The sequence below is a fragment of the Amycolatopsis stemonae genome, assembly GCF_054781455.1.
Genome location: NZ_BAAGUJ010000002.1, coordinates 980,988 through 1,000,318, shown reverse-complemented (window position 1 = coordinate 1,000,318; position 19,331 = coordinate 980,988). Strand labels below are relative to the sequence as shown.

Genomic DNA, 19,331 nt, shown 5'->3' with positions numbered 1-19,331 from the left:
TCAGGACTGCCAGACCTTCTGCGCGGCGGTCTGCCAGTCGCTGAGGATCGAGTCGAGCTCGTTCGGCTTCTGGATGAACCGGATCAACGCGGCGTCGGCCGTCGGCTGCAGGGCGTCGGAGGAGTCGCGGTTGAAGAACTGCGTGATCTCCTTGGCGTCGCTCAGCAGCTTCCGTCCCTTTTGGACCAACGGCGTCCCGGCGTCCTTCGCGGACGGGTTGGCCGGCAGCACCGTGCCGGAGGAGTTCTTGATGTACAGCTCCTGCGCCTCGGCCGTCGCGACGTACTTGAACCACTCCTTGACCTCGGCGACGTGCGGGGTGCGCGCACTGGCGAAGAAGCCGTCGGTCGGGCCTTCCTCCGCCACCGGAACGGCCGGGTCGAGGATCGGGAACTGGAAGAAGTCGAGGTCGCCGAGCGCGTCCTTCGGCGCGGCGTCGGCGAAGAACGTGCCGGTCAGTACCATGCCGGTGCGGCCCTGGAGCAGCACGGTCGTGGCGTCCTGGAACGCGATCGCGGTGCCGTTCGGGTCGAAGTACGGCAGGGCCTGACGCCACGGGTCGAAGATCTTCTTGACCCGCGCGTCGTCGAAGCGCTGCTTGCCGGCCAGCAGCTCACGGTGGAAGGGCGCGCCGTTGATCCGGATGTCGAGGTAGTCGAACCAGGCGGACGCGGTCCACGGCGTGGTGCCGCCCGCACCGAGGCCGATCGGCGCGATTCCCTTGCCCTTCAACGTTTCGCACAGCGCGAGGAACTCGGTCCAGTTCGCCGGAGGCTGCACGCCCCACTTGGCGAAGTTGGACTTCCGGTAGAAGAAGCCCCACCAGTAGTACGACGTCGGGACGAAGACCTGGTGGCCGGCGCCGTCGCCGGAGAGGTTCCGGAAGGCGGCGCTGTAGTTGCCCATGGTCTGCCAGACGTCGCCGACGTCGAGCAGCAGGCCCTTGCGGGCGTAGCCGGACAGCAGCGAGCCCGGGTACCACGTGTAGGTGTCCGGCGGGTTGGCCGCGGTGAGGTAGCTGGGCAGCTGGGTGCGGAAGGTTTCCGAGGCCACGGTGTTGACCGTGGCCGTCGCGCCGCCCTTGGCGCCGAACGCCTGGGCCAGCGCCTCGATCGCCTTCTTCGCCTCGGGTGAGGACAGGTTCGACTGGACGGTGACCGCGCCGGCGGCCTGCTTGACCGGGCCGGAGTTCGCGGAGGTGGCGCACGCGGCGAGGAAGCCGGACGAGCCGATGGCGCCCAGCCCGGCCAGGCTCGCGTTGCGCAGGAAACGACGGCGGGACAGGCCTGCACTCGTCATGTCGTGACCCCTTTGTCGGTGGCGCCCGCTCGGGCGTGACTGCTGCCAAAGAGTGCAACCGGGCGACGCCGGTGTCAAGATGTATTCATAATTTATGACGACTTCGGGAGCGGCGTAGGATGTCGCAGACACGACCTGCCAGCTGAAAGGCCTCTCCCTTGACCGAACACCGGCCACGCGGGTTGCACGGCCAGACCGTGGAGGCACTGGCCAGCCGGATCCTCTCCGACGAGTGGGGCGAGGGCACCGTCCTGGACCTGCCCGCGCTGCGCGAGGAGCTCGACATCAGCCTGACCGCGCTGCGCGAGGCGCTGAAGGTGCTGGCGGCGAAGGGGATGATCGACGCGCGGCAGAAGCGCGGCACGTTCGTCCAGCCGCGCGAGAAGTGGAACATGCTCGACGCCGACGTCATGCGCTGGCAGACCGCGGCCGCCGACGACCCCGGCCTGCTCGACGAGCTCACCGAGGTCCGCGCGGTCGTCGAGCCGGCGGCGGCGCGGATCGCCGCCGAACGAGCGTCCGAAGAGGACATCGAGTCCCTGCGCGAGGCCCTGTCGGACATGGCGGCGGCCGGCGACCCCGAGGCGAGCGTCCAGGCCGACCTGGCCTTCCACCGGCGGCTGATGACCGCCACCCACAACAACTTCCTGATGCGGATGGAGCGGGTCATCGCGATCGGCCTGGCCGAGCGCGACAAGCTGGTGCACGGGGCCTCGCCGGCGGAGGACCCGGTGCCGAGTCACCGGAAGGTCTTCGACGCGATCGTCGCGGGCGACCCGGCCGCGGCGGAGCAGGCGATGCTGGCCCTGGTCACCAAGTCCCGCGACGACCTGGCGAAGGCCCAGCGCCAGTCCTGACAAGTGCACGGCAGTAACTCGTCGATTGCCAAGATTGCATTTGAATCAGGGAGATTCCCGTGCCGTAATGGCTTCATGGACACCTTGACGACAGTGATGGTTCAGGCGGCCGAGAAGGCCGGAGTGGCGCTGCTGGCCGAGTACGACCCGGCGAGCCGCCCGGCGGACCGCGCGGCGATGTACGAATTCGGCACCCGCCTCGAAGCGACCTCGACGGCGATCGTGCGGGAGGCGCTCGACGACGTCCCCGGCGTGGGCTGGTGGGACGAAGACGAGGCCGGCCGGGTCGTGCCACCCGGGCGGTGGTGGGTGGTCGACGGCACCGAAGGCGCGGTCAACCTCGTGCACGGCCTGCCGGAGTGGGGCGTGACGATCACGCTGATCACGGACGGGCGCCCGGAGCTGACGGTCGTCCGCCAGCCGGTCGGCGACCTGACGTACACGGCCACCCGGGGACAGGGCGCCTTCCTCAACGGGCGACGGCTGCGCGTCTCGGCGAAGACGGACCTCGCGGCCGCGGCCGTCACGGCGAGCCAGGGCGGCAACGACGAGCCGGTGTACGAACGGTTCGCGAGGGCGTTCGTGGCGATGGCTTCGCGGGCGTTGCTGGTGCGCAACACGATTCCGACGGTGTTCCCGCTGCTGGGCGTCGCGGCCGGGCAGTACGACGTGTTCTGGCAGTACGAACCCGACCTGCCGGGCAGCGCGTCCGGTTCGCTCTTGGCCGAGGAGGCGGGCGCGGTCGTCACGGACCTCGCGGGCGCGTCCTGGGACGTCAACGCTTCCGACGTCCTCGTCGCCGCACCGGGTCTGCACGCCGCGGCGCTCGAGGTGCTGCGATGAGCCGGGTGGCGGTGCTCGGCGCGTCGGGCGCGGTCGGCAGCGAGCTGGTCCGGCAAGCGCTTTCCCGCGGGCACGACGTGGTGGCCATCAGCCGTCGCGCGTCGGCCACCGGGGACCGGCTGACCTCGATCGCCGCCGACGTCCACGACGCCGCGGGGATCGCGGAAGCGTTGCGGGGCAGCGAAGTCGTGCTCGACGCCTTGGGCCTGCGGAAGGGTGATCCGCCTGGCGTGCTGACCGCCGGTGCGCGCGCGGTGGTGGCCGCCGCGCCGTCGCGCGCAGTGTCGGTGGGGGCGCTCGGGACCGGGCCGTCGGCGCCGGCGGCCGGGTGGCTGACCCGGACGCTGCTGGGGCGGTTCCTCAAGGCCGAGCTGCCGGACAAGGTCGGCGCGGACGCGGCGATCCTCGGCATGGGCGGGACGGTCGTCCACGTGGGACCGATGAAGGCCGGCCCGATCAGCCCGACCCGGCGCGAAGTCGCGATCGATGCGGTGCCCCGCCGGCTCTTCCCGGCGACGATCAGCCACGCGACGGTCGCGGCGGCGATGCTGGACGCCGCCGAGCACGGCCCCCGCGGCGAAGTGCTGGTCGCCCTACCCTGACGAGGTCGCGGCGGACTCGAGGACCTGGGAAAGCGCGGCCCGGCAGTGGTCGCGCAGCCACGCGTGCGCCGGGTCGGTGTCGTAGCGGCTGTGCCAGCTCAGCACCACCTGCGGGCTCGGCAGGTCGAGCGGCGCCTCCGTCGTGCCCAGCCCGAGGTCGGCGCGGGCCTGGGCGGTGGCCCGCTCCGGCAGCACCCCCACGACGTCGCTGTGCGCGATCGCCTGCAGGGCCAAGGCCGCCGTCGGGAGCGCCGCCACGACCCGGCGGCGCAACCCCAGCTCGGCCAGCGCTTTGTCGACCCCGTCGCGCAGCCGGCCGCGCCGCGAGACGATCACGTGCTCGGCCGCGGCGAACTCCTCGACGGCCAGCTCGAGTCCGGCGCGGCTCACCAGCACCAGGCGGTCCTCGCCGACGACGTCGTGGCTGATCTCGGGGGTGGCCGGCACGGTCGCCCCGACCTCCAGGTCGACGTGCCCGCGCGCCAGGTCGGGCGTGTCCACCGGGGCCTCGGCGAGCAACCGCAGGCCGATGCCCGGCGCCTCGGCCGACGCTGTGCGCAGCAGGGCGGGGAACAACGCCGCGAGCAGCGCGTCGTGACCCTGGACCGTGAACGTGCGCCGCAGCGTGGCCGGGTCGACCGTGCGGGCCGGCGCCAGGACCCGGTTGGCCCGCGCCACCAGCGTCCGGACCTCGTCGCGCATCGCCAGCGCCCGCGGGGTCGGGGTCATCGTCCGGCCGGTGCGCACCAGGATGTCGTCGCCGGTCGTGGCCCGGATGCGCGCGAGCGTGCGGCTCATCGCGGGCGGGGTCAGGTGCAGCCGGTCGGCCGCCGCCTGCACGGAGTTCTCCTCCAGCAACGCGTCCAGCGCGGTCAGCAGGTTCAGGTCCACGTCGGCGACAGTAGCTAGGAACCGTCGAGGGCGTTCTGCAACATCCGGGCCGCCGCCGCACGCGGTTCCGGGTCGATCGCGATGAGGGCGTTGACGACCGCGCCGTCGACCAGCGCCACCAGCCGTTCCAGCTCGGCCTCGGCCACCGGCGTGCCCGAGCGGGCGAAGATCTCCGTCAGCAGCTCGTTGAGCTGGGCCGACAGCGTCCGCATCAACGGCCGCAGGTACGGCCGGCGGCCGGTCGCGACCAGCCGTTCGTACCGCAGCAGCACGGCCTCCGCGTCGGCCTCCGGATCGTCCGTCTCCGGGCCCAGCAGCATCTCGAGCACCAGCTCGACGGTCGCCTGGACACCGCGGTTGCGGGTCGCCAGCTCCTCCAGCCGGCGCCGGCCGGTCTCCAGCTCCACGTGCCCGTGGTGCTCGACGGCCGCGGTGACCAGCTCGTCCAAGGAGTCGAAGTAGTACGTCGTCGAGGCGAGCGGCAGACCCGCGCGCTCGGCCACCGCGCGGTGGCGAACGGCGTCGAACCCGCCCTCGACGAGCAGTTCCGCGGCGGCCTCGACGAGCGCGGCGCGCCGTCGTTCCCCTTTCGGGGTGGTCGCAGCGGTCATGACCGGTCATTCTGCCAACCGGGCGGACCCGGGCTCAGAAGCGGGGCGCGAGATCGTGCGCGAACTGCTCGACCTGACCCGCATACGGCGCCGTCGCCCCGGCCGCGGGCACGCTGACCAGCACCAACGAGCCGCCGGACGCGGTGGCCACCCGGGCCGTGACCGTGCCGGCCGGCTGGGACTTGAAGACCACGGGGATGCCCTTCGGGTACACGGCCGCGGAGATGTCGCCGCCCGGAACCGGGAACCCGGCGGAGCGCGCCGCCGTCGAACAGGCGCCGCCAGGGACAGCCTGGGCAACGGCGACGTGGGCGGGGAGCTCGCCAGCGAGGGCAATGGCGAGCTCCCCGTCCACCTGTTCGCACCCGGAGGCGCCTTCGGCCAGAGGGCCGGTCTTCCCGCCCTGGTCACCTCCCTGCCGAGGTGGTTCGGACGAGAAGTTCGGTGACTCCCCACCGATCTCAGGACGTGCCGGGGTCATGCCGGGTTGCCCCGACCCCGGCCCGGATTGCGACGACAGGGCGCCGTCGCTCGCGGACGTCACCGATGCGGGAGTACCCCCGGACAGCAGCCCGTAAGCGCCGAACCCGACGACCACCAAGGCCGCGGCGCTCACCCCGGTGGTGATCCGGTTGCGCCGGCGCACGGTCTGGCGACGGGATTCGCGGACGACGTCGTCCTGCGTGAAGGTCGGCGAGGGCGCGTCGCCGGGCGCGGCGGAGAACAACGAGCGCAGTTCCTGCTCATCCATTGGTCTCCACCTCCCGTTCCAGCACCTGCTTGAGGTTCGCCAGCCCGCGCGCGGTCTGGCTCTTCACGTTGCCTTCGCTGCAGCCCAGCTCCTTCGCCGCACTGGTCACGTCCAGTCCTTCGAAGAACCGCAGGACCAGCACCGCACGCTGCCGCGGCGGCACTTCCTTCAGCGCCGCGAGCAGGTCTTCCCTGGTCGCGACGAGGTCGTCGAGGCCGGGCGAGTCGTTCACCGGCTCGGGCAGCGTCTCGGTCTGCCATTCACGCCGCCACGGACGCCGCGATTCGTCGATCGACGCCCGGACGAGCGTCTTGCGGACGTACGCGTCGGTCGCCGCGGGATCCCTGATCTTCTTCCACCTCCGGTGCAGCGCGACGAACGCCGTCTGCGCGAGGTCGTCCGCCCGGTGCCAGTCCCCGCAGAGCATGTACGCGGTCCGGCGCACGGCGTCCCGCCTGGCGGCGAAGTACTCCGCGAACTCCTCCTCGTCGCGCTGGTCCACGCGCAGTCGTGCTCCGCTCTGTTGTCGTCCGGCCGGTAAGACGGAATCAGGGGCGTCCACGGTTGCACGGACCGAGCAGGTCCCACCACTCCGGGGCTCATTGATCCCCGCGAGGTGGGTGTGATGTGATCGGCCCGTGACCTTCACGCTGGCGCCGCTGGACTTCCGCTCCGACACCGTCACCCGTCCGGACGACGTCATGCGCGCGGCGATGGCGTCCGCGGAGGTCGGGGACAACGTCCTCGAGCGCGACCCGACGGTCCAAGCCCTGGAGGAACGCGCCGCGCACGTCCTGGGCATGCCGGCCGCGCTGTGGGTACCGAGCGGGACCATGGCCAACCTCGTCGCGCTGAGCCTGCACCTGAGCCGCGGCGACCGGTTCCTCGCCCCGCGCGGCGCGCACGTGCTGGTCAACGAGCTGGGCTCGGCCGCGTGGCTGGCCGGCGGCATGCCGGACCCCCTCGAGCACGACGGCGGCCCGGGCCGTCCGTCTCCCGACGCCCTCGCGGCCGCGATCGGACAACCCGGGCCATACTTCACTTTACGGACACGGCTGCTGTGCCTGGAGAACACGCACAACGCGGCCGGCGGCGCGGTGACCCCGCCCGACGAGCACGCCCAGCTGCTGTCCGTCGCGAAGGAGGCCGGCCTGACCGTGCACCTCGACGGCGCCCGGCTCTGGCACGCCGCCGTCGCCCTCGAGGTGCCGCCGGCCGCGCTGACCGTCGGCGTCGACAGCGTGTCGGCCTGCTTCAGCAAGGGCCTCGGCGCACCGGTCGGCTCGGTCGTCGCGGGCAGCGCCGAGTTCGTCGAGCGGGCCCGCCGGATGCGGCAGATGCTCGGCGGCGGCGTCCGGCAGGGCGGCATCCTCGCCGCGGCCTGCCTGGTCGCGCTCGACCGCGTCCCCGAGCTGGCCGAGTCGCACGAGAACGCGCGCCGGCTCGCCGAGGGCCTGACCGAGCACGGCTGGCCGACGAACGACCCGGACACCAACATCGTGCTCGCCGCCGTGCCCGACATCCCGACCGCCCTGCGCTGGCTCGGCTCGCTCGGGATCCAGGCCGTGCCGATGGCCGGGCAGGTCCGGTTCGTCACGCACCGGGACCTGAGCGCGGCCGACGTCGAAGAAGCCTTGCGCCGGATCAAGACCGGCGCGTGAACGCAACTGGGGGCACCGTGAACTGGATCGTGTTCGACTACGGCGACGTGCTGAGCAAGCCCAGCCTCGCCCGCCCGGAGATGGCCGCGCTGATGGGCGCGCCGCTGCCGGAGTTCGAGAAGGTCTACTGGGAGTACCGGCTTTCCTACGACGCCGGCAGCACCCCGCTCGAGTACTGGCAGACGCTCGGCGACGCGCTGGGCGTGCCGGTCGGCGAAGAGCTGTCGGCTCGACTGACCCAGGTCGACATCGACGGCTGGGGACACCTGGAGCCGTCCTCACTGGACCTGCTCGAAGCCCTTTCCGAGGCGGGCGCGTCGCTGGCGCTGCTCTCCAACGCCCCGGTCCCGTTCGCCGAATGGGCCCGCGCGCAGGACTGGGCGCGGCACTTCCGCGTGACGCTCTTCTCCGGCGACGTCCGGTGCGTCAAGCCGGACGCGAAGATCTTCCGCCTGCTGCTCGACGAGCTGGGCGCGGAGCCGGCGGACTGCCTGTTCTTCGACGACCGTCCGTCCAATGTAGACGGAGCGCGCGCGGTGGGGCTCAAGGCCCAGGTGTGGAACGGCGCCGACGCGGCCCGCGCCTGGCTGGGCTGAGTTCACCCGGACCGCACGTCCGGCTACCGGTGGTGATCCGGCTTGGCCTAGGCTGCACGGACCCGACACCCGGTAGGCCGCCATGACGACGAGCGAACGACCGTCGGCCCGCGTCGACTTCGACCGGCCGAGCATCGCCCGCGTCTTCGACGCGCTGATGGGCGGACAGGACAACTACGAGGCCGACCGGGCGGTGCTGCGGGAGATCCTGGAGATCGCTCCGGAGTCGCCGGCGATGACGCGGGAAGTGCGGCAGTGGCTCGTGCGGGCCGTCCGGTACCTCACCGAACGGCTCGGCGTCGACCAGTTCCTCGACCTCGGCTCGGGCTTCCCGACGGTGGAGAACACCCACCAGGTGGCGCAGAAGTACAACCCCGAGGCGCACGTCGTCTACGTCGACAACGACCCGGTCGTGCAGGCGCACGGCCGGGCCGTGCTGGTCGACAACGACTTCACGCACATCGCGGGCAACGACCTGCTGAAGCCGGCCGAAACCCTGGCCGACGTGGGCCGGTACCTCGACTTCGAGCGGCCGGTCGGGCTCGTGCTGTGCGCGATCGTCCACCACATCACGGATCTCGAGCGGGCGCGGCAAGTGGTCAAGGCGTACGTCGACGCGATGGCGCCGGGTTCGTACCTGGTCCTGCTGCACCAGCACAACCCGGCCGACGGCTCCGAAGCCGCCGGCGTCGCGACGTCGTTGCAGGAACGGTTCAGCGGCACCGGGCTCGACACGAGCTACCGCACGCGAGCCGAGATCGCGTCGTTCTTCGACGGCCTCGACCTGCTCGAGCCCGGGTTGACGGTGCCGCACCGGTGGTGGCCGGACGGACCGCGCCTGACGCCGCTGACGCCCGTCAACTGGACGTCCTTGTGCGGCGTGGCGCTGATCCCGGGCCGGGCTCAGTAACGGTTGATGCGCCGCGGGTCCTTCCGGCCGCCGCTGATCGCGCGGTAGCCGGCCGCACCGAGGAACGCGATTCCGCCGATGATGGCGATCCACAGGACGGCCTTGAACACGAAGCCGATCACGGCGCCCAGCACCATGAACGCCACCCAGGCGACGATCAGGCCGCCGACGATCTTCCAGAACATGGCTCCTCCGATTGCTCCCGTGGCCTCTCCGGCCGATGCCTCCACTCTGGCACCTCCGCCGGGGAAACTCCCCTCGTCGAGCCAACGTTCAGGGATGAATCAGGGTTCCCCCTGGCCGAGCCAGGAGCCCAGGCGGCGGACGCCTTCGTCGATGTCCTCGGCGCTGCCGGCGAAGGAGAACCGGACGTACCTGCCGCCGTCGACCGGGTCGAAGTCGACGCCGGGTGTGATGGCGAGCCCGGTGTCGGCGAGCAGCCGCTGGCACCAGCTCAGGCTGTCCTCGGTGTACGCGCTGACGTCGGCGTACGCGTAGAAGGCGCCGTCGGCGGGGGCGAGCTTGTCGAGCCCGATGCCCTTGAGCCCGGCGAAGAGCCGGTCGCGGTTGGCGCGGTACCGCTCGACGTGCGCGTCGGCCTCCGCGTACGACTCAGGCGTGAAGGCGGCGAGCGCCGCGTACTGCGAGACCGCGGGCGGGCAGATGGTGAAGTTGCCGGTCAGGACGTCGACCGCGCGGTGCAGCCGCTGCGGCACGAGCATCCAGCCGAGCCGCCAGCCGGTCATCGCGAAGTACTTCGAGAAGCTGCCGAGGACCAGGGGCTCGCGCCCGTACTGCCACGCGCAGTCGAGCTCGGCGCCGTAGGAGATGCCGTGGTAGATCTCGTCGCTGATCAGCTGCACGCCGTGCGACGCGCACCAGCCGGTGATCGCGGCGAGCTCCCCGGGCGGCAGCACGGTGCCGGTGGGGTTGCTCGGGCTGGCGACGATCAGGCCGTCGATCGGGCCGAGCTCGTCGAGCAGCGCGACGGTCGGCTGGAAGTTCGTCTCGGCGGTGGTGGCGAACTCGACGACCTCGCAGCCGAGGACGGACAGCAGGTTGCGGTAGGCGGGGTAGCCGGGCCGGGCCATCGCGACCTTGGCGCCGGGGTCGAACGCGCTGAGGAAGGCGAGCAGGAACCCGCCGGAGGACCCGGTGGTCATGACGACGTCCTGCGCGGCGACGTCGAGGCGGTATTTCCGCTGGTAGTGCCCGGCGACGGCCGCGCGCAGCTCGGGAACGCCGAGCTGCTCGGTGTAGCCGAGCGTGCCGTCTCGAAGCGCCTTCGCGGCGGCCTCGAGCACGGGTTCGGGCGCGGGCGCGGACGGCTGCCCGGCCGCGAGCGACACGAGATCGCCGTGGCTGCGCTGCCGGGCGCCCGCAGCGGAGAGGACGTCCATGACGTGGAAGGGCGGCACGCCGGCCCGCAGCGCGGGCCCGGCGAAGGCTCCGAGGTCGACCATGCGGCCAGGCTAGTTGCCCCCGGGGTTCAGTACCCCTGGTAGGCACCGCCGTGGGCCATGGCCTTGATGCCGGGCACGTTGGCGAGGCCGCCGTACCGGTCGATCGAGTACCGGACCCCGGCGATGATGTTGTCGACCGGGTTGTAGATGTTGTCGTGCCCGGGCAGCTTGTGGGCGTTGAACGTCGAGTCGATGCACTGCATGAGCCCCTTGGACGGGTGCCCCGCGGCCGCGTTCGAGTCCCAGTTGTTGATGGCGTTCGGGTTGCCGCCGGACTCGTGCTGGATGATCGCCCAGATGTTCTTGATGTCGGCGTCGGTCACCGGCACGCCCGCGGCCTGGAGCTCCTTGATGGCCTCCTGGATCCACTGCTGCACGTTCCCCGGGGGCGGCGAGGAGGGCGGGCCGCCGCTCGGGCCGAGGCCGCCGCCTCCGCCGCCACCACCGCCGCCTCCGCCACCACCGCCGTGGTGGGAGGCGCCGCTGCTGTGGATGCCGCCGGTGCTCTTCGGCGCGGAAGCGGAGCTGCTCGGGAGCGGCACCTGGTCGTAGCCGCCCTCGATCTGCTGGGACATCAGCGTCTGTGACGCCTTGATCGCGGTGTCGGCCTGGGTCTGCAGGCCCGTCACGTCACCGTCGAAGCCCGCGGTGATGTCGTGGATGTCGGTCTTCGCCTTGGCGAGGATCTCCGCCTCGGTGGGACTGGGCGCGGGCTTGTTCGGATCCTTTTCGTGCTCCGCTGCCGCGTTCTTGGCCGCGTCCATCGCGGCTTGGGCCTGCTGGTTGCGGTCGTTGACGGCCTTCTCGGCGGCCAGCTGCTTGTCGCCGACGTTCTTCTTGATCTGTTCGAGGGTCGACGCGAGGTCGTCGAGGTCCTTGCCGACGTCCTCGAGGTGGGTCTGCACCTTCGCCCCGGCGTCCCCGACCTGCTGGACGTACGCGAAGAACTGGTCGGCGGCCGGACCCGCCCACACGCCGCTCTTGAGCGCCTCCGTCGACGACTTCAGCGACGCGTTGTGATCACCCGCGTTCTTGCCCGCCTCGTGGAACTGCCTCGCCGCCGCGGTGATTTTGGCCAGATCGACCTTTTCGACCTGGTTCACCTTCTGCATGAAGGCTTCCCAATTGTCCGGCGTTCCGGCGCCGCCCGGGTTCAATCCCACTCTGGTGCCCCCTGCTCAGTTCACTTGTCGACGTGCAGCGTCAGGTCGCTCGCACCGACCTGGTCGGTTTCGGTGATCAGCCCGGCGGCCTTGCGCATGGCGAACCCCAGTGCCTCCATGTGCTTGCCGGCGGCGTCGAACTGGCTGTGCACGCCGTCCTTGAACTTGCCGACCGCACCATGCGCCTCGCCGGTGGCGTCCATCCCGCCGAAAGGGCTTTCTTTCTCGTGGTCCATGCCGGTGACCTTCTGCTTGGACTTTTCGAACTCGTCCTTCAGCTTCTCCACCTGGCCGGCCGCGATGGCCATCGAGTCGGTGTCGTAGACAGGCACGGTTCGTCATCCCCTTCGCCAACTTGCGTCCGCCCGATCAGACGTCACGATGACCAGGACGGTTCCCGCGCTTACTTTATGACTTCACGCGGTCCGCGCGTACGGATCCCGGCCAACTTCCACCCGGCGGGGCTCAGGCCTCCGCCATCAGCTCGCGGATCCGCGTCGCCAGCAGGGCGTTGTCCGCCGGGGTGATCGTGGCCCACTCGCGGCCGTCGCGGTCGGGGATCACCTGGAACAGGTAGCGGCCCGCGTCCGTGTCGAAGAACGCCACCACGCGGCCCGCGCGGTGGACCACGCCGTCGCGGCCGACGCGCTCCGCGCCGAACTGGCCGCGCGCCTCCTGGCCCAGCAGCATGCCCGACAGCTCCTGGGCGTGGAACAGCTCCACGCCCCGGTCCTCCAGCGCCGTGACCAGGGCTTTCGCGTCTCCGCGCGCGGACTCGTCGGCCGATCGCAAGACGTCGTACGGGATGCTCACCGTCTGGCCGATGCCCGGGCCCAGGTCGCCCGCCACCGAGACCGCCGCCTCCGGGAGGCCGTCTTCCGTGGCCGGGATCAGCCAGACTTCGCCGTGGTCCACCACCGCCAGCACCGCCTGGCTGCGGACGCTCACCGCGCGGCCGCGGATCTCGCGTTCCGCCCACACCCACACGTCGATGCCGAACTGCGGGCGGGCCAGCAGGTGCAGCAGGTCCGCCACCTCGCCCGAGACCCGGCGGTTGCGGGCCAGGCGCCGCTCGCTCAGCGACGCCCAGGCCGACTCCACCAGCTTCGACCGCTCGGCCCGGGTGATTCCCTCGCTCGGCACGTCGAGCGCGACGTGCCGGCGGGGCAGTCCGAACGACTCCCAGAGCACGTCGAACTCGAGCGCGGACAGCACCAGCGACACGGTCAGCGCACATCCCCGCCGTGGTCACCGATCACGTCGGGCGAAACCATCCGCTGGTCGGCGAACAGGTCCTGGTCGTCGACGCCGAAGCGGCGGATGTGCTCGGCGTCGTCCTCCGGGGGCGCCGCCTCGGACAGGAACTTCGTGGCGCCGCGCTCCTGCTTCGGGCTGATCTGCTCCGACTTCCGCAGCGCGGTCGCCTCTTCCTCGGGCAGCTCGCCGACCGGCAGCGGCCGCACCGGGCCCTTCGCCTGGCTCTTCTCCCGCCGCTGGCGGTCCTTGTCGCCGCTCAGCGCGCCGCCGGCCGCGCCCGCGCCGACCGCGGCCGCGCCCGCACCCAGCTCACCCGGCGTCACGCCCGGCTTCGCCGTGAACGCGCGTTCGCCGCTGAACTGGCCGGGCGCGATCGGGGCCTGCGGGATCGAGCCGACCGTGCGGCCCTTCGCCAGCAGCCCGTCCGGGCCGCGGCCCAGGGCAGCGTCGGTCGAGCCGCCGGACGTGCTCCCGCCGCCCAGTGATTTGATCGGCGCCGTCGACGGCGACGAGCCCGGCGACGATCCCGGCGGCAGCGCGCCGGGGGCACCCGGCGGGACGAACTGCTCACCGCCCCCGCCGACGGCCAAGCCGGGCGAGAAGTGCGTGGAGTCGCCGGAGGACGTGCCGCGCCCCGGGGCGTTGACCCAGCCGGGGCCGGGGGTGGCCGCCGGCGGGCGCACACCGGCCGGGCTGGTCGACGAGCTGGGTGTCGTCTGCTGGGTGGGCGCCGTGCCCGCGCCGGTCTGGCGCGGCGGCTGCGCGACGGGCCGGGACGGCTGCTGCGCCGCGACGCCGTACACCGGGGTCGGCGGGTCGGCGTGGACCGTGTGCGAGACCGGCTGCACCACCGGCGGATCGACGTGCACCGAGCGGACCTTGTCCGACGCCGGCCGCACGCTGCCGTCCGGCGTCACCGCGACGGCCGCGCCCGCGACGTCCAGCCCGCCCGGCGTGACGCCCGGGGCGGCCAGCTTCAGCGACTCGGGGTCGGACAGCGACTGCGTCGAGAGCAGGTTTCCGCCGCTCTCCTGCGCGTACTCGTTCAGGGCCTGCTTCGCCTGCTCCTTGGCGTTGTTCGCGGCCTCGACCTGACGCGCGTGGTCGGTCTCGAAGCCGATGAGGCTCAGCAGCAGGCCGTCGCCGAGGGTGTAGCCGCCCGCGCCCTTCCGGACCGTCTCGGCGTCCGGGAGCTTGTACTTGGTGCGGTTGAAGGACTCGCCCTGCTCGAACACCATCTCGGCGGCGTGCGCGACCTTCGTGGTGGCGTCCTGGGAGAACCCGGCCTGCTCGGTGAGCACCTGGCCGGCCGCGCCGCCGGCCTGGCTCTGCCATTCGACGCCGAGCTTCAGCAGCTGCGCGCGCAACGTCTGGTCGGTGTGGGCGAGGGCGGTCGCGACGGCCTTCAGCGCGTCGACGGCCGTGCCGATGCTGCCGGTGCCGTCGCCATTGATCATCCGGGTGATCTGGTCGGCGATCGCGGTGTTGGTCCAGCCGTCGAAGCGGTGGTTCTGGATCCCGGCCGCGAGCTCGGAGAATTCCACGCGCCCTCCCTAGTTGCGTGCTTTCAGGGTCTGCACCGCGATGTCGGCGGCGTGCGCCGACATCTCGCACAGCTGCGGCTGCGTGAGCTTGCCGCGGGTGATGGCGAAGGTCTGGACGGCCAGCGTCTGGCCCCTCGCGACGCCGACGAGCGTTTCGCAGTCGGCCGGATCGCCGGCCGCGCGGTAGTTCGTCAGCGCCGGGTAACCGCCGATGGTCTTCGGCTCGGTGGTCATGCTGTTCTTCTTGCGGGCCCCGGTGATCCACTCCTCGAGGTCCGCCGAAACCGCGCGCACGTGGTAGGCGTGCACCGGCTCCGCGCCGTCGGCGTCGAACACACACGTCGGCCCGTCTTCGGGCGGGGCCTCCCGCGGCGCGCTGGTGATCTTCAGGGCGTCGAGCTGCACCTGCGGGAACACTTCGCACAGGTTGACACCCTGCAGGGTCAGCTCGGCCGGGCGCTGCGGCAGCTGGGCCGCCTTGGCGCTCTGCGACGCCGCCGTCGCGGCCGTCTCGACCGGGTAGGGGGTGCCGTCGGTACCCGGCGAGCACCCGGCGAGCGCCGCCGTCGCCAGCACGCCCCCGGTGATCCGCAGCCTCCGGCTACGCACCGTGCTTGCCGCGGTCACCGAACACCGCCGCCTTCTCCTCGTCGCTGAGCTTGTAGTCCTTGGCGGCGTCCCGCAGCTGCGAGACCAGGCGCTTCAGGCCGGCGACGTACTCGCGGACCTGGCCCGCGTAGGACCGGTCGCCGTCGGCGATGAGGGAGTTCCAGGCGGCGACCGACTGGGTGCTGATCACGTCGGCGGACGGCGAGTCGATCCGCAGCTGCCCGAGCTTCGTCAGCAGCTGGTCTTCGAGGGCGTTGGCCTGCTCTTCGACGATCCGGGCGACGTCGAGGAGCTTGTCCGGGTGGACCAGGACGTCCGCGGCGGCCGGCGCCACGGGAACCGCCGAGCTCAGGTCGTACGAAGGTCCTGACATGCTCTCCCCTGACGTCATACGGACAGTGACCGGCCGACTCCCGTCGAAGGCTACCAACCCGGGTGTGACAGCAGGCTGAGATTGGACGAACTTCGTCCCCCGCCGGTTCCCGGTCAGGCGCGTTGTTTCGCCCCCGGAGCGCTGATCTCGCCGTTCGCCGCCTTCAGGGCGATGTCCGTGCGGTGGTGCGAGCCCGCGAGGTGGACCTTCTCGACGGTCTCGTACGCGTGCTTGCGCGCCGACTTGAGCGTCTTGCCGGTGCCGACGACCGACAGCACACGGCCGCCGGAGGAGACGACCGCGCCGTCGTCGCGGCGGCGGGTGCCGGCGTGCAGGACGCCCTCCAGCTCGGCACCGCCGATGACGTCGCCGGTGCGCGGCTTGCCCGGGTAGCCGTCGGCGGCGATCACGACGGTGACCGCGGCCCCGCCGGACCACTCCAGCGGCGGGTGCTCGGCGAGCTTGCCGGTGGCGGTGGCGTGCATCAGCCCGGCGATCGGGGTGCGCAGCAGCGCCAGGACGACCTGCGTCTCCGGGTCGCCGAAGCGGCAGTTGAACTCGATGACCTGCGGGCCTTCGGACGTCAGCGCGAGCCCGGCGTAGAGCAGGCCTGAGAACGACGCGCCGCGGTTCACGAGCTCGTCAGCGACCGGCTGGACGACCTTCTCGACCAGCTCGTCGACGAGGTTTTCGGGGGCCCAGGGCATGGGCGCGTACGCGCCCATGCCGCCGGTGTTCGGGCCCGCGTCGTCGTCGCCGACGCGCTTGAAGTCCTGGGCCGGCAGCAGGGGGACGACCGTGTTGCCGTCGACGAAGCAGAACAGCGACGCCTCCGGACCGTCCAAAAAGGACTCCAGAAGGACCGGGTGACCGCCGTCGAGCAGCATGATCGCGTGCTTGCGGGCGACGTCGTAGTCGGTCGTGACGACGACGCCCTTGCCGGCGGCGAGGCCGTCGTCCTTGACCACCCAGGTCGGGCCGAAGCGGCCGAGCGCGGCGTCGAGACGGGCCGGGTTGTCGACCACCTCGCTGCGCGCCGTCGGCACGTTCGCCGCCGCCATGACGTCCTTGGCGAACGCCTTCGAGCCTTCGATGCGGGCGGCCGCGGCCGACGGGCCGAAGCAGGCGATGCCCGTCTTGCGGACGGCGTCGGCGACCCCGGCGACGAGCGGGACCTCGGGCCCGATCACCACCAGGTCGGCCTGCCAGCTCTTCGCGAGAGCCGCGACGGCTTCCGGATCGGCCGCGTCCACCCCGGGCTGCTCGGCCACGGCGGCCGTCCCGGCGTTGCCGGGAGCGCAGGCCAGCGCGGTGACCGCGGGGTCGCCGGACGCCGCGAGGACGAGTGCATGCTCACGGGCGCCGGACCCGATTACCAGTACGCGCACGCCGCACAGCGTATCCGCACGGATCCGCGCCGGACATTTCGCCGTCCCCCGGCACCCCGGGTGAGCAGGAGTCCACGCGGCGTTCACCGGGATGGAGGGTGGCGGAGCGGGGGATGCGCGGAGCGAAACGCGCGCGGCTCGGTCCTGGGCCGGCACCGGCGGCAGGTCGCCGCGGGGCGCCGACGGGAAGGCCCGGCGTCGCGGCGCAGTCGGCCGTCGCGCGATCCCTCGCGCGCCGCCCGGCACCGCCGTCCCCCGGCACCCCGGGTGAGCAGGAGTCCACGCGGCGTTTACCGCCCGGTTCGTCCAGGTACGCACTTCGGACGCTTGCGACATCGAGGGTGGCGCGAGTAGATCAGGGGCACCCCGTGTGAAAAGAGGTCACCAGATGAAGCGCAACCGTGTCGGCGTGCTGGCACTCGCCGGACTGGCGTTGCTGAGCGTCACCGGACTGGCCGTCGGGTCCGCGAGCGCCGCCGAAAGCGGGGGGTCCGCCGATGCGGCCGCGCACGGGCGGGGCCACGATGACCCCGTGATCATCGGACACCGCGGCGCGCCCGGGTACCGGCCGGAGCACACCCTCGCCTCCTACGAACTCGCCTACCGGATGGGCGTGGACTGGGTCGACGTCGACCTCGTGCCGACCAAGGACGGCCAGCTCGTCGCCCGGCACGAGCCGGAGATCGGCGGCACCACCGACGTCGCGAAGCACCCCGAGTTCGCGAACCGCAAGAAGACCCTGGTGATCGACGGCGTCCCGACGACCGGCTGGTTCACCCAGGACTTCACGCTCGCGGAGCTGAAGACGCTGCGCGCGGTCGAGCGGATCCCGGCGAACCGGCCGCACAACACGCTGTACAACGGCCGCTACCAGATCGCCTCCTTCCAGGAGGTGCTCGACCTGACCAAGCGGCTCGGCAAGGAGCTGCACCGGACGCTCGGCACCTACCCCGAGGTCAAGCACTCGACGTTCTTCCAGTCGATCGGCAACCCGACCGAGCCGAAGCTGGTGTCGATCCTCAAGCGCAACGGCCTCGACCGGCCGGACGCGCCGGCGATCATCCAGTCGTTCGAGGTGTCGAACCTGATCGACCTGCACAAGCAGATCCGGACGCCGCTGCTGCAGCTGACGTCGGCTTCGGGCGCTCCGGCGGACTTCGTCGCGAAGGGCGACCCGCGGACGTACGCGGACATCGTCTCGCCGAAGGGCCTTCGCGACGTGGCGAAGTACGCGAAGTACCTCGGGCCGGACAAGGGCCAGGTCATCCCGCGGGACGCGAGCGACAACCTGGGCACGCCGACCGCGCTGGTGGCCGACGCGCACAAGGTGGGCCTGAAGGTCCAGCCGTACACGTTCCGGAACGAGAACCCGTTCCTGCCGGCCAACCTGCGCTCGTCCGCCGAGCCGGACGCCTACGGTGACGTGTTCACCGAGGAGGCCGCGTTCTTCAAGGCCGGCGTCGACGGCTTCTTCGCCGACCAGGCCGACACCGCGCTGGAGTCGCTGCACGCCTTCCTGGGCCGCTAAAACGGCTGGTCACGAGGGGCACCTTCGTGGACGCTTGGTCCATGAAGGCGTCCCTCGTGGATTTCTCCGGTGTGGTGCTGGTCAACCGCGGCGAGGAGACGCTGCTCGCCGAAGCGTCCGGGTACGCGCACCTCGGCTACGGCGTCGAGAACACGCTCGACACCCGCTTCGCGATCGCCAGCGGCACCAAGGGGTTCACGGCGCTGGTCGTCGTCGGGCTGATCGCCGACGGGCACCTCGGGCTGACGACCCGAGCGCGTGACGTCCTCGGCGACGACCTGCCGCTGATCGACGACCGCGTGACCGTCGAGCACCTGCTGACGCACACGTCCGGCATCGGCGACTACTGCGACGACGAAAACCCGCCCGAGAACCCGCCTTGGCTCGTCACGTCGGCCGACTACCTGGCCGCCCTCGACGGGTTCCCGCAGCGGTTCCCGCCCGGCGAGCGGTTCCACTACAACAACGGCGCGTTCGTCGTCCTCGGCCTGATCGCCGAACGGGTCGCGGGCATACCTTTCGCCGACCTCGTCCGGACCCGCGTGACCGAGCCCGCGGGGATGACCGACACGGCGTTCCACCGATCCGACGCCCTGCCGGGCCGGACCGCCACCGGGTACCTGGAAGACGGCCGCACCAACGTGTTCGGCCTGCCCGTGGTGGGCCACGGCGACGGCGGGATCTACAGCACGGCACCGGACTTCCGGAAGTTCTGGCCCGCCCTGTTCGACGGCCGGATCGTGCCGCGCGAGTGGGTCACGCGGATGCTGCGCGGCGAGCGTTACGGCCTCGGCTTCTGGCTGCCCCGGCCGGGCGTCGTGCGGCTGGCGGGCGGCGACCACGGCGTCGCGTTCCGGAGCACGCACGAACCCTCGACCGGCCTGACCGCGACCCTCATCTCGAACGACCACCGAGGTGGCGGGCCCCTGCTCCGGCGGCTGGACGAGTATTTGACGAGGTCTTGACACCCTCGGGGACCGGGGCT

The 19,331-nt window shown here is 71.8% G+C and carries 22 protein-coding genes; 8 read left to right on the top strand and 14 right to left on the bottom strand.

The features are described from left to right. Nucleotides 1-1,299, bottom strand: a complete 1,299-nt coding sequence (locus ACYVLJ_RS11025) for an ABC transporter substrate-binding protein (protein ID WP_460438513.1) — start codon at nt 1,297-1,299, stop codon at nt 1-3. A gap of 158 nt (nt 1,300-1,457) precedes the next feature. Between ACYVLJ_RS11025 and ACYVLJ_RS11020 the strand changes: the two genes are divergently transcribed. The 3 genes from ACYVLJ_RS11020 to ACYVLJ_RS11010 all read left to right on the top strand — a co-directional run bounded on the left by ACYVLJ_RS11020 (nt 1,458) and on the right by ACYVLJ_RS11010 (nt 3,601). Next, complete coding sequence (locus tag ACYVLJ_RS11020) at nt 1,458-2,156, top strand: FadR/GntR family transcriptional regulator (protein ID WP_451969730.1); 699 nt, start codon at nt 1,458-1,460, stop codon at nt 2,154-2,156. A gap of 75 nt (nt 2,157-2,231) precedes the next feature. Next, nucleotides 2,232-2,999: an inositol monophosphatase family protein gene (locus tag ACYVLJ_RS11015; protein WP_460438512.1), complete on the top strand. Its 768-nt coding sequence runs from the start codon at nt 2,232-2,234 to the stop codon at nt 2,997-2,999. Beyond that, complete coding sequence (locus tag ACYVLJ_RS11010) at nt 2,996-3,601, top strand: NAD(P)-dependent oxidoreductase (protein ID WP_460438511.1); 606 nt, start codon at nt 2,996-2,998, stop codon at nt 3,599-3,601. The genes ACYVLJ_RS11015 and ACYVLJ_RS11010 overlap by 4 nt, the downstream gene beginning before the upstream one ends. Here ACYVLJ_RS11010 and ACYVLJ_RS11005 read toward each other — a convergent pair. Genes ACYVLJ_RS11005 through ACYVLJ_RS10990 form a run of 4 tightly spaced genes read right to left on the bottom strand, consistent with a single transcriptional unit; the run spans nt 3,593 to nt 6,356 of the window. After that, entirely contained in the window at nt 3,593-4,492 is a 900-nt protein-coding gene (locus ACYVLJ_RS11005; RefSeq protein WP_451969736.1) for a LysR family transcriptional regulator, read from the bottom strand. The two genes, ACYVLJ_RS11010 and ACYVLJ_RS11005, sit on opposite strands and share 9 nt — an antisense overlap. Before the next feature lie 14 nt (nt 4,493-4,506). Then, a complete protein-coding gene (locus ACYVLJ_RS11000) occupies nt 4,507-5,103 on the bottom strand; it encodes a TetR/AcrR family transcriptional regulator (protein ID WP_451969737.1) in 597 nt (198 codons plus the stop codon). A 34-nt stretch (nt 5,104-5,137) separates the two neighbouring features. Continuing rightward, on the bottom strand, nt 5,138-5,854 hold the full coding sequence (locus ACYVLJ_RS10995; protein ID WP_460438510.1) for a hypothetical protein: 717 nt from the start codon (nt 5,852-5,854) through the stop codon (nt 5,138-5,140). Then, a complete protein-coding gene (locus ACYVLJ_RS10990; protein WP_451969740.1) occupies nt 5,847-6,356 on the bottom strand; it encodes a SigE family RNA polymerase sigma factor in 510 nt (169 codons plus the stop codon). The genes ACYVLJ_RS10995 and ACYVLJ_RS10990 overlap by 8 nt, the downstream gene beginning before the upstream one ends. A gap of 136 nt (nt 6,357-6,492) precedes the next feature. On the opposite strand from ACYVLJ_RS10990, the gene ACYVLJ_RS10985 reads away from it, so the two are divergent. From ACYVLJ_RS10985 to ACYVLJ_RS10975, 3 genes are all read left to right on the top strand, one after another. Continuing rightward, the gene (locus ACYVLJ_RS10985; RefSeq protein WP_451969741.1) at nt 6,493-7,515 is read left to right on the top strand and encodes a threonine aldolase family protein; all 1,023 of its coding nucleotides are present in this window, start codon (nt 6,493-6,495) and stop codon (nt 7,513-7,515) included. 17 nt (nt 7,516-7,532) lie between these two features. Next, complete coding sequence (locus tag ACYVLJ_RS10980; RefSeq protein ID WP_460438639.1) at nt 7,533-8,111, top strand: HAD family hydrolase; 579 nt, start codon at nt 7,533-7,535, stop codon at nt 8,109-8,111. A gap of 82 nt (nt 8,112-8,193) precedes the next feature. Next, nucleotides 8,194-9,021 carry a class I SAM-dependent methyltransferase gene (locus ACYVLJ_RS10975; protein WP_460438509.1) on the top strand — a complete coding sequence of 276 codons (828 nt, stop codon included), beginning with the start codon at nt 8,194-8,196 and terminating at the stop codon, nt 9,019-9,021. Here ACYVLJ_RS10975 and ACYVLJ_RS10970 read toward each other — a convergent pair. From ACYVLJ_RS10970 to purD, 9 genes are all read right to left on the bottom strand, one after another. Further along, entirely contained in the window at nt 9,015-9,206 is a 192-nt protein-coding gene (locus ACYVLJ_RS10970; protein WP_451969744.1) for a hypothetical protein, read from the bottom strand. The genes ACYVLJ_RS10975 and ACYVLJ_RS10970 overlap by 7 nt on opposite strands. Before the next feature lie 99 nt (nt 9,207-9,305). Then, the gene (locus ACYVLJ_RS10965; RefSeq protein ID WP_460438508.1) at nt 9,306-10,484 is read right to left on the bottom strand and encodes a pyridoxal phosphate-dependent aminotransferase; all 1,179 of its coding nucleotides are present in this window, start codon (nt 10,482-10,484) and stop codon (nt 9,306-9,308) included. Between the two features lie 26 nt (nt 10,485-10,510). Further along, nucleotides 10,511-11,596 (bottom strand): transglycosylase SLT domain-containing protein, encoded by a 1,086-nt coding sequence (locus ACYVLJ_RS10960; protein WP_460438507.1) that lies wholly within the window; start codon nt 11,594-11,596, stop codon nt 10,511-10,513. Nucleotides 11,597-11,667: 71 nt separating this feature from the next. Continuing rightward, complete coding sequence (locus tag ACYVLJ_RS10955) at nt 11,668-11,979, bottom strand: hypothetical protein (protein WP_451969749.1); 312 nt, start codon at nt 11,977-11,979, stop codon at nt 11,668-11,670. A gap of 133 nt (nt 11,980-12,112) precedes the next feature. Further along, nucleotides 12,113-12,871 (bottom strand): ESX secretion-associated protein EspG, encoded by a 759-nt coding sequence (locus ACYVLJ_RS10950; RefSeq protein WP_460438506.1) that lies wholly within the window; start codon nt 12,869-12,871, stop codon nt 12,113-12,115. Between the two features lie 2 nt (nt 12,872-12,873). Next, nucleotides 12,874-14,448, bottom strand: a complete 1,575-nt coding sequence (locus tag ACYVLJ_RS10945; protein ID WP_460438505.1) for a hypothetical protein — start codon at nt 14,446-14,448, stop codon at nt 12,874-12,876. Between the two features lie 9 nt (nt 14,449-14,457). Continuing rightward, a complete protein-coding gene (locus ACYVLJ_RS10940; protein WP_460438638.1) occupies nt 14,458-15,024 on the bottom strand; it encodes a DUF3558 domain-containing protein in 567 nt (188 codons plus the stop codon). Between the two features lie 25 nt (nt 15,025-15,049). Further along, complete coding sequence (locus ACYVLJ_RS10935; protein ID WP_460438504.1) at nt 15,050-15,430, bottom strand: hypothetical protein; 381 nt, start codon at nt 15,428-15,430, stop codon at nt 15,050-15,052. A gap of 113 nt (nt 15,431-15,543) precedes the next feature. Then, nucleotides 15,544-16,818, bottom strand: coding sequence for a phosphoribosylamine--glycine ligase (gene purD / locus ACYVLJ_RS10930; RefSeq protein ID WP_460438503.1), 1,275 nt, complete (start codon nt 16,816-16,818; stop codon nt 15,544-15,546). 388 nt (nt 16,819-17,206) lie between these two features. On the opposite strand from purD, the gene ACYVLJ_RS10925 reads away from it, so the two are divergent. Further along, nucleotides 17,207-18,346: a glycerophosphodiester phosphodiesterase gene (locus ACYVLJ_RS10925; protein ID WP_460438502.1), complete on the top strand. Its 1,140-nt coding sequence runs from the start codon at nt 17,207-17,209 to the stop codon at nt 18,344-18,346. A gap of 41 nt (nt 18,347-18,387) precedes the next feature. Beyond that, entirely contained in the window at nt 18,388-19,311 is a 924-nt protein-coding gene (locus ACYVLJ_RS10920; RefSeq protein ID WP_460438501.1) for a serine hydrolase domain-containing protein, read from the top strand. The last annotated feature ends 20 nt before the right edge of the window (nt 19,312-19,331 follow it).